We start from the raw sequence: 13249 nt of genomic DNA on the forward strand, positions 1-13249 counted from the left end.
CCTGATGCAGTCCGCCGATGCCCTCACGCTCAAGCGCCAGCCTCCCGCAGCACCAGCCGCCCCTGGACACCCGCTACCAGGTGGAGACGCCGGAGGGCATCGACCTGCAATTGCGCCCCGCCGGCCTGGTGCCGCGGGCCCTGGCGTTCGCCATCGACCTGGCGATCCGCGGGCTGATCCTGGCGGTGATGTTCATCGTCCTCGGCCTGCTCGGTCAGTTCGGCATGGGCCTGGGCACCATCCTGCTGTTTCTCGTCACCTGGTGGTACATGGTGCTGTTCGAGGTGCTCAACCAGGGCCGTTCGCCCGGCAAGCAGCTGCTCGGCCTGCGCGTGGTGCACGACGACGGCACGCCCATCGGCTGGGCCGCCTCGCTGACGCGTAACCTGCTGCGCTTCGTCGACATCCTGCCGTTCGGCTACAGCCTGGGCATTCTCAGCTGCCTCAATCATCCGGCGTTCAAGCGCCTCGGCGATATCGCCGCCGGCACCCTGGTGGTCTACCGCGACGCCGCGCCGGCGCGCCCGCAGCTGCCGGAGGCCGAGCCGCTGCCGACGCCCTTCCCGCTCAGCCTGGCCGAGCAACGCGCGCTGCTCGGCTTCGCCGAACGCGGCGCCCAGCTGTCGGCCGCGCGCCGCGCCGAGCTGGCCGCCCTGCTCGCCGAGCCGCTGCAGGTGCCGGCGGAGCAGGCCGAGGCGCGCCTGAACGGCATCGCCCGCGGCCTGCTGGGGAGCGCGCCATGAAGCAGAGCCTGTTCGAAAGCCGCCACCAGGCCGACTGGGACGCCTTCGCCGCGCAGCTCGACGCCCTCGAGCGAGGCAAAGCCGAGGCGCAGGCCGGCAGCCGCTTCGCCGCCGACTATCGCCGGCTGTGCCAGCACCTGGCCCTGGCCGAGGCGCGCGGCTACAGCAGCCACCTGATCGAGCAGCTGCAGCAGTTGGCGATGCGCGGCCACCAGCAGTTCTACCGCCACCGCAGCCACCTCGGCGCCCAGCTGGTGCGCTTCCTGTTCGGCGGCTTCCCCCGCCTGGTACGCGCCGAATGGCGCAGCGTGTGCGTCGCCAGCCTGCTGTTCTTCGGCAGCCTGGCGTTGATGGGCGGCCTGACCTACCTCTACCCGGAGCTGATCTACAGCCTGGTCAGCCCCGAGCAGGTCGGCGAGATGGAGAAAATGTACGACCCCGACGCGCGGCGCCTCGGCCGCTTCGGCGAGCGCGACGCCGGCGACGACTGGGTGATGTTCGGCTTCTACATCATGAACAACATCGGCATCGCCTTTCAGACCTTCGCCAGCGGCCTGCTGCTGGGCCTGGGCAGCCTGTTCTTCCTGTTGTTCAACGGCCTGATGATCGGCGCGGTGGCCGGCCACCTGACCCGCATCGGCTACAGCGAGACCTTCTGGTCCTTCGTCGTCGGCCACGGTGCCTTCGAGCTGACCGCCATCGCCCTGGCCGGCGCCGCCGGCTTCAAGCTCGGCTGGGCGCTGCTCGCCCCCGGCCGCCTGCCGCGCGGCGAGGCGCTGCGCCTGGCCGCGGGCACCGCGGTGCAGCTGGTCGCCGGGGTGATCCTGTTCCTCCTGCTGGCGGCCTTTATCGAGGCCTTCTGGTCGTCCACCACCTTCGCCAGCCCGACCATCAAGTACACGGTTGGCGCCGGGCTGTGGGCGCTGGTGCTGGGCTACCTGCTGCTGGCCGGGCGGAGGCAGCATGCGCCTGACTGAAGCCAGCGTCGCCATCCGCCCGCGCACCGCCTGGGAAGCCATCGACCTCGGCGTGCTGCTCGCCCGCCGCCACGCCGGCCTGCTGATGGCCAGCTGGGCGCTGCTCACCCTGCCGCTGTTCGCCCTGCTCTGCGCGCTGCTCTGGCAGTACCCGGGCTGGGCGATCTTCCTGTTCTGGTGGCTCAAGCCGGCGTACGAGCGGCTGCCGTTGTACATCCTGTCGCAGGCGCTGTTCGGCAACGTGCCGACGCTGAAGCAGGCCCTGCGCGCCCTGCCACGGCTGCTCGGGCCGCAGTTGCTGGCCAGCCTGACCTGGCGCCGGCTGAGCCCGACGCGCAGCTTCGACCTGCCGGTGCTGCAGCTCGAAGGCCTGGCCGGCCAGGCGCGCAGCCAGCGCCTGATCGTCCTCGGCCAGCGCGACGGCGCCGCCGCCACCTGGCTGACCCTGGTCGGCATGCACCTGGAAATCGCCCTGTGGATGGGCCTGGCCGCGCTGTTCTACCTGATGCTGCCGCAGCAGATCGAACTGAACTGGAGCTGGGAAACCCTGATCGCCGCCAGCAGCGGCCAGTGGCTGTGGCTGGAGCACCTGTCCAACCTGCTCTACGTGCTGCTGCTGATCGTCTGGGAGCCAGTCTATGTCGCCTGCGGCTTCAGCCTCTACCTCAACCGGCGCACCGCCCTGGAGGCCTGGGACATCGAGCTGAGCTTCCGGCGCCTGCGCCAGCGCCTGACCGGCAGCGCCTACGCCCTGCTGCTCGGCGGCGCCCTGCTGCTGAGCCAGCTGCCCGGCGTCGCCTGGGCCGACTCGGCGCCGACGGCCAGCGCGCCGTTCGACCCGCAGGGCCCGGATGCGCCGCGCCTGCTGCAGCAGCCGCTGACCAGCCAGGCGGCGCGCGCCGGCATCGAGGCGCTGCTCGACGAGCCGCCGTTCGAGCACCGCGAAACCGTCACCCGCTGGCGCTTCGGCGAGGAAAAACCGGCGCAGGAGGCCGATCCCGAGGACCTGGAAGCCCTGCTGGAGATGCTCAAGAACCTGCTCGAGCTCGGCGAATGGTGGAAGAGCCTGGATATAGTCGCGCAGGTCTTCGAGGCGCTGCTGTGGGCCGCCCTGGTCGCCCTGCTGGTATTCGTCCTGTGGCGCTACCGCGAGTGGCTGCAGACCTTCGGCGAGCGCCTCGGCCTGCCGAGTCGGCGCCGGCTGCAGCCACCGGATCAGCTGTTCGGCCTGGAGCTGGCGCCGGAGAGCCTACCCGAGGACGTCGCCAGCGCGGCCGAACGGCTCTGGGCCGAGCAGCCGCGCGCCGCCCTCGGCCTGCTCTATCGTGCCCTGCTCAGCCGCCTGCTGCACGAACACCGGCTGCCGCTGAAACAGGCGCACACCGAGGGCGAGGTGCTGCAACTGGTCGAGACCCTGCAGCAGCAGGAGCTGTCCGCCTACAGCCGCCAGCTCACCGGCCACTGGCAGGCCCTGGCCTACGGTCACCGCCTGCCGCCCGAGGCGCTGCGCCAGGGCCTGTGCCAGGGCTGGCGCGAGCTGTTCGGCCAGGAGCGCCCGGCATGACGCGGCGCGCCGGCTTCATCCTGAGCATGGCCCTGCTGCTGGGCCTGGGCCTGCTCGCCAGCTACCTGCTGGGCAAGCTCGAAGCCTACGAAGACGAAGTCGAGCACGGCCCGGCCCCCGAGGTCGCCAGCAGCCCCTATCTCGCCGCCGAACACTTCCTGCGCCGGCAGGGCATCGCCGCGCGCCGCGCCGACGGCCTGGAAGTGCTTGCCGGCCTGCCCAGCCAGGGCCAGACCCTGATGCTGCTGGCCGATCGCGGCAACATGACCCCGCGCCAAGTCGAGCGCCTGCTGCAGTGGACGGCGGGCGGTGGCCATCTGCTGTTCGTCGCCGAACGCCTGTGGGACGAGGAGGAAGGCAAGAGCGGCGACCTGCTGCTCGACCTGCTCGGCATCCAGCAGTACATGAGCGAGGAGCTGGACGAGGAGGAAGCGGCCGCGGACGACGAGGAGACTGGCGACGGCGAGCCCTATCCGCAGCTGACCAAGCTCTACCTGGAAAACGAGCAGGCGCCGGCCTATATCGCCTTCGACACCGCCTTCCACCTCTATGACGCGCAGAATCGCGCCCACGCCTGGGCCAACAGCGATGCCGCCACCCACCTGCTGCAGCTGTATCACGGCGACGGCCTGATCACCGTGCTCAGCGATCCTTGGATCTGGCAGAACCGCAACATCGACCAGTACGACCATGCCTGGCTGCTCTGGTACCTCGGCCAAGACAGCGCGGTGACCCTGCTCTACCGCGCCGAGCGCGACGACCTGGCCCGCCTGCTGCTGCGCCACTTCCCGCTGGCGCTGGTGCTGCTGGCGCTGCTGCTCGGTGCCGCGCTGTGGCACCTCGGCATGCGCCACGGCCCGCTGCTCGCCCCCGCCAGCCGCGCCCGCCGCCAGCTGGAGGAGCACCTGCGTGCCAGCGCCGACTTCCTCCTCCGCCGCAGCGGCCAGCAGGCCCTGCTGCAGGGTCTGCAACAGGACATCAAGCGCCGTGCGCGGCGCCGTCATCCCGGCTTCGACAAACTCGGCGTGGCCGAACAGTGGCAGGTGCTCGGTCGCCTGACCCGCCTACCGGCCAGGGACATCAGCCAGGCCATGCGCCCGCTGCCGCCGCAACGCCTCTCCGCCAGCGACTTCACCCGCCAGGTCGCCCACCTGCAAAGCCTCAGGAATGCCCTATGACGAGCGAACAGACGCCAGATACCGAAAACCTGTCGGCCAGCGAAGCCCCGGCCGCCACCCCGAGCAACCCGCAGGCGCAGCAGCGCCAGCGCGCCAGCGCCCTGGCCCAGGCCCTGCGCGCCGAGCTGCGCAAGGCGGTGATCGGCCAGGGCGCGGTGATCGACGACGTGCTCACCGCGCTGATCGCCGGCGGCCACGTGCTGGTCGAAGGCGTTCCCGGCCTCGGCAAGACCCTGCTGGTGCGCGCCCTGGCGCGCTGCTTCGGCGGCGAGTTCGCGCGCATCCAGTTCACCCCCGACCTGATGCCCAGCGACGTCACCGGTCACGCCGTGTACGACCTCGCCAGCGAGCAGTTCAAGCTGCGCAAGGGCCCGGTGTTCACCAACCTGCTGCTGGCCGACGAGATCAACCGCGCCCCGGCCAAGACCCAGGCCGCGCTGCTGGAAGTGATGCAGGAACGCCAGGTGACCCTGGAAGGCCGCGCGCTGGCCGTGCCGCTGCCCTTTATGGTGCTGGCGACGCAGAACCCCATCGAGCAGGAAGGCACCTACCCGCTGCCGGAAGCCGAGCTGGACCGTTTCATGCTCAAGCTGCGCATGGACTACCCGGCGCCGGACGAAGAGCTGAGCATGGTGCGCCAGGTGACCCGCTCGGCCAAGGCCGACATGCTCGAGGTCAGCCCGCTGCGCACCCTGCTGCAGGCCAAGGACGTGCTGGCGCTGCAGAAGATCGCCAGCGACCTGGCGCTGGACGACCAGGTGCTCGACTACGCCGTGCGCCTGGCCCGCGCCACCCGCAGCTGGCCGGGGCTGGCCATGGGCGCCGGGCCGCGCGCCTCGATCGCCCTGGTGCGCGGCGCCCGCGCCCGCGCCCTGCTGCGCGGTGGCGATTTCGTCCTGCCCGACGACATCAAGGGCTGCGCCCTGGCCGTGCTGCGCCACCGCGTGCGCCTGGCACCGGAGCTGGACATCGAGGGCCTGTCGGTGGACCAGGTGCTGCAACAGCTGCTCGACCAGGTGCCGGCGCCGCGCCTATGAAACCCTCGCGCCTGCTCCTCGGGCTGCTCGGCGGCCTGTTCGCCGTCGCCGTACTGCTCGGCGCCCTGCCCCTGCTCGGCGTGCGCCTGGCCGACAGCCTGATGCCGCTGGCCTGGGGCCTGCTGCTGGCTCTGCTGCTGGTCGCCGCGGTCGATGCGCTGTGGCTGCGTCGCCTGCCCTCGCCGCGCCTCGAACGCGCGCTGCCGGGCAACCTGCCGCTGGGGCGCTGGAGCGAAGTGCAACTGACCGCCCACCACGATTACGCCCAGGGCCTGGAGGTCGAGGCGTTCGACCATGTGCCGGCGGGCATGGCCTTCGAACACCTGCCGCAGCGCATTGCCCTGCGCCCCGGCCAGCAGACGCGCTTCGCCTACCGCCTCAAGCCGCTGGTACGCGGGCATTTCCACTTCCAGCACTGCGAGCTGACGCTGCCCAGCCCACTGCGCCTGTGGCAGGCCAGGCGCCTGCTGGCGTTGCCCGGCGAGAGCCGCGTCTACCCCGACTTCGCCCGCCTCTACGGCGCTCAGCTGAAGGCGGTGGACGACTGGCTCAGTCAGCTCGGCGTGCGCCAGCGCCCGCGTCGCGGCCTCGGCCTGGAGTTCCACCAGCTGCGCGAATTCCGCGACGGCGACAGCCTGCGCCAGATCGACTGGAAGGCCACCGCGCGCAAGCGCACCCCCATCGCCCGCGAGTACCAGGACGAGCGCGACCAGCAGATCGTCTTCCTGCTCGACTGCGGACGGCGCATGCGCAGCCAGGACGACGAGCTGTCGCACTTCGACCACGCCCTCAACGCCTGCCTGCTGCTCAGCTACGTGGCGCTGCGCCAGGGCGACGCGGTGGGCCTGGCCACCTTCGCCGGCGGCCAGCCGGGCTACCTGGCGCCGGTCAAGGGCCCGGCCCAGCTCAACGTGCTACTCAATGCCGTCTACGACCTGCACGCCAGCCAGCAGCCGGCCGATTTCGCCGCTGCCGCCGACGCCCTGCTCGCCCGCCAGCGCCGCCGCGCCCTGGTGGTGCTGGTGACCAACCTGCGCGACGAGGACGACCAGGAGCTGCTCGCCGCGGTCAAGCGCCTGTCGCGCCAGCACCGCGTGCTGATCGCCAGCCTGCGCGAGGAAGTGCTCGATCGCCTGCGCCAGGAGCCGGTGCAGCAGTTCGAGCAGGCCCTGGCCTACTGCGGCACCCTGGATTACCTCAACGCCCGCGCCGACCTGCACGAACGCCTGGCCGCCCACGACGTGCCGGTGCTCGACGCCCGCCCCGGCGAGCTGGGCCCCGAGCTGGTCAGCAACTACCTGGCCTGGAAGAAAGCCGGCGCGCTGTAGGGGGGACATGGCGAAGCCTTGTCCACCAGCCGAGCCCCGGGTACCGCTACGCTCGCCCCAGGCCAAGCGCTGACAGAAGCGCGGTACAGGGCCCTGGCACCGGCTTTTCCACACAGTTGCTGCGTGGTTATGCCCGGGGGGCGGTGCTATGATCCCCGGTCTGCGGCGCAAGGAGTGGAAATTCCCGCCGCTTGCAGGCCACCCGCGCCTGCTGTTCCGGCCGCCCGTGATCGGCCCATGCGCATACCGCACACGACCTGAGTAGGAGATAGACCATGGCTTTCGAATTGCCGCCGCTGCCTTACGAAAAGAACGCCCTCGAGCCGCACATTTCCGCCGAGACCCTGGAATACCACCACGGCAAGCACCACAACACCTACGTGGTGAACCTGAACAACCTGGTGCCGGGCACCGAGTTCGAAGGCAAGACCCTGGAAGAGATCGTCAAGACCTCCTCGGGCGGCATCTTCAACAACGCCGCGCAAATCTGGAACCACACCTTCTACTGGAACTGCCTGTCGCCCAACGGCGGCGGTCAGCCGACCGGCGCCCTGGCCGACGCCATCAACGCCGCCTTCGGTTCCTTCGACAAGTTCAAGGAAGAGTTCAGCAAGGTTTCCATCGGCACCTTCGGTTCCGGCTGGGGCTGGCTGGTGAAGAAGGCCGACGGTTCCCTGGCCCTGGCCAGCACCATCGGCGCCGGCTGCCCGCTGACCAGCGGCGACACCCCGCTGCTGACCTGCGACGTCTGGGAACACGCCTACTACATCGACTACCGCAACCTGCGTCCGAAGTACGTCGAGGCGTTCTGGAACCTGGTCAACTGGGAGTTCGTCGCCCAGAATTACGCGGCCTGAATTCAAGCCCCGTAACGCGAAAACCCGGCCTCGGCCGGGTTTTTCGTTTTCGGCGCGGCGAACGGCGCTCAAGTCCGCAGCCGGCGCACCGACACAGTGCTAGACGCCCGCTGTACCGGCAGGCTGCGCGCCGTCGAGAAAAAACTGCTGGCCCGCATGATGGCCCTTTGACGGCCAGGGCGAGATTGCCAATACTCTGATCCGACTGACGCTGGGCGCACAGAACAAGGAATCGCCTTTGAAGCTGGAACTGAAGAACAGCCTGTCACTCAAGTTGCTCCGCGTGGTGCTGCTCTCGGCGCTGGCAGTCGGGGTGGTTTTAAGCTGCGCGCAGATCGTCTTCGACGCTTACAAGACCCGCCAGGCAGTGGCCAACGACGCCCAGCGCATCCTCGGCATGTTCCGCGACCCCTCGACCCAGGCGGTGTACAGCCTGGATCGCGAGATGGGCATGCAGGTCATCGAGGGCCTGTTCCAGCACGAATCGGTGCGCTACGCCAGCATCGGCCACCCCAACGAACCCATGCTGGCGGAGAAATCCCGCGAGCTGACCCAGCTGCCGACGCGCTGGATGACCGACCCGATCCTCGGCCAGGAGCGGCACTTCTCCACCAAGCTGGTCGGCCGCGGGCCCTACAGCGAATACTACGGCGACCTCAACATCACCCTGGATACCGCGCCCTACGGCGAAAGCTTCGTCACCAACTCGGTGATCATCTTCATCTCCGGCGTGCTGCGCGCCCTGGCCATGGGCCTGGTGCTGTACCTGGTCTACCACTGGCTGCTGACCAAGCCGCTGTCGAAGATCATCGAGCACCTGACCCACATCAACCCCGACCGCCCCAGCGAACACAAGCTGCCCATGCTCAGGGGCAACGAGAAGAACGAGCTGGGCCTGTGGATCAACACCGCCAACCAGCTGCTGGCCTCCATCGAGCGCAACACCCACCTGCGCCGCGAGGCGGAGAACAGCCTGCTGCGCATGGCCCAGTACGACTTCCTCACCGGCCTGCCCAATCGCCAGCAGCTGCAGCAGCAGCTCGACCAGATCCTCGAGGACGCCGGCCGTCTGCAACGCCGCGTCGCCGTGCTGTGCGTCGGCCTGGACGACTTCAAGGGCATCAACGAGCAGTTCAGCTACCAGAGCGGCGACCAGCTGCTGCTGGCCCTGTCCGATCGCCTGCGCAGCCACAGCGGCCGCCTCGGCGCGCTGGCCCGTCTCGGCGGCGACCAGTTCGCCCTGGTCCAGGCCGATATCGAACAACCCTACGAGGCCGCCGAGCTGGCGCAGAGCGTGCTCGACGACCTGGAGCAGCCGTTCCTCCTCGACCAGCAGGAAGTGCACCTGCGCGCCACCATCGGCATCACCCTGTTCCCCGAGGACGGCGACAGCACCGAGAAGCTGCTGCAGAAGGCCGAACAGACCATGACCCTGGCCAAGAGCCGCTCGCGCAACCGCTACCAGTTCTATATCGCCAGCGTCGACAGCGAGATGCGCCGCCGCCGCGAACTGGAAAAGGACCTGCGCGAGGCGCTGGCGCAGAACCAGCTGCACCTGGTCTACCAGCCGCAGGTGGACTACCGCGACCACCGCGTGGTCGGCGTCGAGGCGCTGCTGCGCTGGCAGCACCCGCAACACGGCTTCGTCGCGCCGGACCTGTTCATCCCGCTGGCCGAACAAAACGGCACCATCATCCCCATCGGCGAATGGGTGCTCGACCAGACCTGTCGCCAGCTGCGCGAGTGGCACGACCAGGGTTTCAGCGACCTGCGCATGGCCATCAACCTGTCCACCGTGCAACTGCACCACGCCGAGCTGCCGCGGGTGGTCAACAACCTGATGCAGGTCTACCGCCTGCCGGCCAAGAGCCTGGAGTTGGAAGTCACCGAGACCGGCCTGATGGAAGACATCAGCACCGCTGCCCAGCACCTGCTCAGCCTGCGCCGCTCCGGCGCCTTGATCGCCATCGATGACTTCGGTACCGGCTACTCCTCGCTGAGCTATCTGAAGAGCCTGCCGCTGGACAAGATCAAGATCGACAAGAGCTTCGTCCAGGACCTGCTGGAAGACGAGGACGACGCCACCATCGTTCGCGCCATCATCCAGCTCGGCAAGAGCCTGGGCATGCAGGTGATCGCCGAGGGCGTGGAGACCGCCGAGCAGGAGGCCTACATCATCGCCCAGGGCTGTCACGAGGGGCAGGGCTACCTGTACAGCAAGCCGCTTCCGGCGCGCGAACTGACCCTGTTCCTCAAGCAGGCCCGCCGCCTCAGCGCCGCCGCCGGTAACCCCGCCACTCTCTAAAGGGGCAAGCCTACCTCGATGGCAGGCTCGCTGCCCTAGGCCTCAGAAATGCCGCACGCCCAGCAGCCAGGCGGTGGCTAAAGCGCCGACCAGGCACAGCGCCGCGCCCGCCGCGGCCTGCCAGTAGAAGCCGCGGGCCAACTCGTCTTCGCCGGCATTGGCAAGGATGAAGGGACGCGCCTCGCCCGGCTTGGCCATCTTGTGCCGCGCCGGCTCGGCGCTGCTGCGCCGGTGCCTGTGCTCCGCCTCCAGCTGCGCGGCCAGGCGCACGCGGCCCCACTCGCGCTCGTCCAGCTCGCCGTTGCCATCGCTATCGAAACGCTGCAGCAGCCCGGCATAGTCGCCCTTCCACTCGCGGATCACCTGGCCCTGCGCGCCGTGCAGGTCGAGGCCCTGCTGGCCGCCGCCGGTGGTGCGGAAATCGCCGATGGCATAGAGCGGCTGGCCGACGTGAAAACGCTCCTCGCAGTAGCGGTAACGCTTGCCGCTGCTGAGAAAGCCCAGCAGCCCGGTCTTGGCCGGCCCCAGCGGGTGACGCAGGTTGCCCTGCCAGACCTCGCGCACCAGCGGGCGCACCTCGGCGCCGCGCGGGTCGATCAGGCATTCGCCGGTACCGTCGACCAGGCGCAGCCAGGCATCGCTGCTGCCGCTCTCGATCACCCGCCAGCTGCGCTTCTTGCCGCTGGATTTGTACTCCTCGATGCGAAAGCGCCACCACAGGCAGGGTTTACCGGTCAGCGGGCCGCGCACCGCCGCCTCGGGCAGCTCCTCCAGCACGCCGTAGAGTTCGACATAGCCCTGCGCCGCCGAGCGGATCTTCGAGGTCGGCGTGTCCAACAGATGGCGCGCCTGCGACCAGCGCCGCAGACACCACCAGCCACCGCCCAGGCAGGCGCCCAGGCTGAATCCCAGGGCGACCAGCAGGCCGCCGATATCGCCTTCCATCGCCTCAGCTGAACAGCGATTTGAGGTCGACGTCGGCCTTCTCGGCGTCGCTGAACACCAGCAACTCGGCGGCCTGGAAGGCGAACAGGCGGGCCAGGATCACGTCGGGGAACTGCTCGATGCGCACGTTGTTGAGGTTGACCGCCTCGTTGTACAGCTCGCGGCGGTCGGCGATGCCGTTCTCCAGGCCGCTGATGCGCTGTTGCAGGTGCTGGAAGCTGTCGTTGGCCTTGAGCTCCGGGTAGTTCTCGGCCAGCGCGAAGAGCTGGCCGAGGCCGGCGCGCAGGCCGCTTTCCGCCTTGCCCAGAGCGCCGACGTCGTGCTGCTCGCGGGCGCTGGCCACGGCGCTGCGCGCGGCGATCACCCGCTCCAGGGTGGCGCCCTCGTACTGCATGTACTGCTTGCAGGTCTCCACCAGCTTGGGCAGCTCGTCGTGGCGCTGCTTGAGCAGCACGTCGATGTTCGACCAGGCCTTGCTCACCCCATGCTTGAGGCGCACCAGGCCGTTGTACAGCGACACCGCGTAGGCACCGAGCAGGACGAGGACGACGATCAGGATCACGGCGGTCAGGCTCATGCAGTTTTCTCCATGCAGAACTGCGAATCGGTGCCGGCATTCTAGCGGCAGCGGCGCCCGGCGGCAGCGATATCCCGCACAGCGACGCATAATGGCCTTTACACATAATGCGAAACATTTGCATTATGTTGCAGTTTTACAGGTACCCCTGCGTACCATCCACATTCCGCACATGCAAAGGACCCCGTCATGATTCGTATGCCCCTGGCCTCCGCCAGCCTGCTGGCCATCGCCATTTCCCTCGCCGGTTGCGGCGAAGACCAAGCGCCCGCCAGCCAAGCGGCGGCCAAGGCTGCCAGCAGCGAGAGCAGCGCTCCGGCAGCCGCAGCCAAGGTCGACGAGGCGGCGGCCAAGGCCGTGGTCAAGCACTACGCGGATCTGGCCCTGGCCGTGTTCAGCGACGCCGCCAGCACCGGCAAGGCCCTGCAGAGCACCATCGACGCCCTGCTGGCCAACCCCAGCGAAGCCACGCTGAACGCCGCCAGGCAGGCCTGGCTGGCCGCGCGCGTACCCTACATGCAGACCGAAGTGTTCCGCTTCGGCAACGCCGTGGTCGACGACTGGGAAGGTCAGCTCAACGCCTGGCCGCTGGACGAAGGCCTGATCGACTACGTCGCCGCCGACTACCAGCACGCCCTGGGCAACCCCGGCGCGCAGGCCAATATCGTCGCCAACAGCGAGCTCCAGATCGGCGAAGACAAGATCGACGCGAGCGAGATCAACGCCGAGCTGCTGGCCAGCCTGAACGAGCTGGGCGGCTCCGAGGCCAACGTCGCCACCGGCTACCACGCCATCGAGTTCCTGCTCTGGGGCCAGGACCTCAACGGCACCAACCCCGGCGCCGGCGAGCGCCCCTACACCGACTACCTGGTCGGCGAAGGCGCCACCGGCGGCAACGGCGAGCGCCGTCGCGCCTACCTGAAGGCCGCCACCGAGCTGCTGGTCAGCGACCTGGACAGCATGGTCGAGCAGTGGAAAGACGGCGTCGAAGGCAACTACCGCAGCGAGCTGCTGGCCGACTCGGCCGAGAACGGCCTGCGCAAGATGCTGTTCGGCATGGGCAGCCTGTCCCTCGGCGAGCTGGCCGGCGAGCGCATGAAGGTCGCCCTGGAAGCGGGCTCCACCGAAGACGAACACGACTGCTTCAGCGACAACACCCACAACTCGCACTTCTACAACGGCAAGGGCATCCGCAACGTCTACCTCGGCGAGTACAAGAAGGTCGACGGCAGCACCCTGAGCGGCCCGAGCCTGGCCGAACTGGTGGCCAAGATCGACACCCAGGCCGACGCCACCCTCAAGGCCGACCTGGAGGCCAGCGAGGCCAAGCTGCAGGCCCTGGTCGACAGCGCCGAAAAGAACAACCAGCATTTCGACCAGCTGATCGCCGAAGGCAACACCGAAGGCCAGCAACTGGTGCGCGACGCCATCGCCGCCCTGGTCAAGCAGACCGGCGCCATCGAACAGGCCGCGGCCAAGCTGGGCATCGGCGACCTCAACCCGGATACCGCCGATCACCAGTTCTGATCGAACCGGTAACCGCACGGACCGGCGCTTTCGCAAGGGAGCGCCGGTTTTTTATGGGCGATTACACGCCCTGTAGGAGCAGTCTGGCACCCGATTCCCGGATTGCATCCAGGCTACAAGACAGCTTTGCGCGACCTTTTGCCCCGCCAATGAAACGCTAATCCATCTTATTTAAGCTCCGTTAGCCTGCTAAGCTTAGCCCCCTCCTGTT

11 protein-coding genes are annotated in these 13249 nt (G+C 68.8%); 9 read left to right on the forward strand and 2 right to left on the reverse strand.

Annotation, left to right across the window (positions count from 1 at the left end; translation table 11 throughout):
• Nucleotides 1-17: 17 nt before the first annotated feature.
• The 8 genes from AC1G9C_RS18885 to AC1G9C_RS18920 all read left to right on the forward strand — a co-directional run bounded on the left by AC1G9C_RS18885 (nucleotide 18) and on the right by AC1G9C_RS18920 (nucleotide 9989).
• Nucleotides 18-743: an RDD family protein gene (locus tag AC1G9C_RS18885; protein ID WP_480408468.1), complete on the forward strand. Its 726-nt coding sequence runs from the start codon at nucleotides 18-20 to the stop codon at nucleotides 741-743.
• Nucleotides 740-1720, forward strand: coding sequence for a stage II sporulation protein M (locus tag AC1G9C_RS18890; RefSeq protein WP_397496261.1), 981 nt, complete (start codon nucleotides 740-742; stop codon nucleotides 1718-1720). Before AC1G9C_RS18885 ends, AC1G9C_RS18890 begins: the two co-directional genes overlap by 4 nt.
• Nucleotides 1707-3284 (forward strand): DUF4129 domain-containing protein, encoded by a 1578-nt coding sequence (locus AC1G9C_RS18895; protein ID WP_397496260.1) that lies wholly within the window; start codon nucleotides 1707-1709, stop codon nucleotides 3282-3284. Before AC1G9C_RS18890 ends, AC1G9C_RS18895 begins: the two co-directional genes overlap by 14 nt.
• Nucleotides 3281-4462, forward strand: a complete 1182-nt coding sequence (locus tag AC1G9C_RS18900; RefSeq protein ID WP_397496259.1) for a DUF4350 domain-containing protein — start codon at nucleotides 3281-3283, stop codon at nucleotides 4460-4462. Before AC1G9C_RS18895 ends, AC1G9C_RS18900 begins: the two co-directional genes overlap by 4 nt.
• Nucleotides 4459-5499 carry an AAA family ATPase gene (locus AC1G9C_RS18905; protein WP_397496258.1) on the forward strand — a complete coding sequence of 347 codons (1041 nt, stop codon included), beginning with the start codon at nucleotides 4459-4461 and terminating at the stop codon, nucleotides 5497-5499. Before AC1G9C_RS18900 ends, AC1G9C_RS18905 begins: the two co-directional genes overlap by 4 nt.
• Nucleotides 5496-6827 carry a DUF58 domain-containing protein gene (locus AC1G9C_RS18910; protein WP_480408469.1) on the forward strand — a complete coding sequence of 444 codons (1332 nt, stop codon included), beginning with the start codon at nucleotides 5496-5498 and terminating at the stop codon, nucleotides 6825-6827. The genes AC1G9C_RS18905 and AC1G9C_RS18910 overlap by 4 nt, the downstream gene beginning before the upstream one ends.
• Before the next feature lie 275 nt (nucleotides 6828-7102).
• The gene (gene sodB, locus AC1G9C_RS18915) at nucleotides 7103-7684 is read left to right on the forward strand and encodes a superoxide dismutase [Fe] (RefSeq protein ID WP_397496256.1); all 582 of its coding nucleotides are present in this window, start codon (nucleotides 7103-7105) and stop codon (nucleotides 7682-7684) included.
• A 238-nt stretch (nucleotides 7685-7922) separates the two neighbouring features.
• Nucleotides 7923-9989: a putative bifunctional diguanylate cyclase/phosphodiesterase gene (locus AC1G9C_RS18920; RefSeq protein ID WP_397496255.1), complete on the forward strand. Its 2067-nt coding sequence runs from the start codon at nucleotides 7923-7925 to the stop codon at nucleotides 9987-9989.
• Nucleotides 9990-10031: 42 nt separating this feature from the next.
• On the opposite strand, the gene AC1G9C_RS18925 is transcribed toward AC1G9C_RS18920, so the two are convergent.
• The gene (locus tag AC1G9C_RS18925) at nucleotides 10032-10934 is read right to left on the reverse strand and encodes a GIDE domain-containing protein (RefSeq protein ID WP_021443759.1); all 903 of its coding nucleotides are present in this window, start codon (nucleotides 10932-10934) and stop codon (nucleotides 10032-10034) included.
• Nucleotides 10935-10938: 4 nt separating this feature from the next.
• Nucleotides 10939-11511 (reverse strand): LemA family protein, encoded by a 573-nt coding sequence (locus AC1G9C_RS18930; RefSeq protein WP_122107615.1) that lies wholly within the window; start codon nucleotides 11509-11511, stop codon nucleotides 10939-10941.
• 189 nt (nucleotides 11512-11700) lie between these two features.
• Between AC1G9C_RS18930 and AC1G9C_RS18935 the strand changes: the two genes are divergently transcribed.
• Nucleotides 11701-13038, forward strand: coding sequence for an imelysin family protein (locus AC1G9C_RS18935; protein WP_480408470.1), 1338 nt, complete (start codon nucleotides 11701-11703; stop codon nucleotides 13036-13038).
• Nucleotides 13039-13249: the final 211 nt, after the last annotated feature.

The organism is Pseudomonas sp. ABa2, assembly GCF_056676075.1.

Coding starts and splice junctions, on each gene's coding strand:
- AC1G9C_RS18930 (WP_122107615.1), bottom strand. CDS start 11,511: ATGAGCCTGACCGCCGTGATCCTGATCGTCGTCCTCGTCCTGCTCGGT.
- AC1G9C_RS18895 (WP_397496260.1), top strand. CDS start 1,707: ATGCGCCTGACTGAAGCCAGCGTCGCCATCCGCCCGCGCACCGCCTGG.
- AC1G9C_RS18935 (WP_480408470.1), top strand. CDS start 11,701: ATGATTCGTATGCCCCTGGCCTCCGCCAGCCTGCTGGCCATCGCCATT.
- AC1G9C_RS18900 (WP_397496259.1), top strand. CDS start 3,281: ATGACGCGGCGCGCCGGCTTCATCCTGAGCATGGCCCTGCTGCTGGGC.
- AC1G9C_RS18890 (WP_397496261.1), top strand. CDS start 740: ATGAAGCAGAGCCTGTTCGAAAGCCGCCACCAGGCCGACTGGGACGCC.
- AC1G9C_RS18910 (WP_480408469.1), top strand. CDS start 5,496: ATGAAACCCTCGCGCCTGCTCCTCGGGCTGCTCGGCGGCCTGTTCGCC.
- AC1G9C_RS18905 (WP_397496258.1), top strand. CDS start 4,459: ATGACGAGCGAACAGACGCCAGATACCGAAAACCTGTCGGCCAGCGAA.
- sodB (WP_397496256.1), top strand. CDS start 7,103: ATGGCTTTCGAATTGCCGCCGCTGCCTTACGAAAAGAACGCCCTCGAG.
- AC1G9C_RS18925 (WP_021443759.1), bottom strand. CDS start 10,934: ATGGAAGGCGATATCGGCGGCCTGCTGGTCGCCCTGGGATTCAGCCTG.
- AC1G9C_RS18885 (WP_480408468.1), top strand. CDS start 18: ATGCCCTCACGCTCAAGCGCCAGCCTCCCGCAGCACCAGCCGCCCCTG.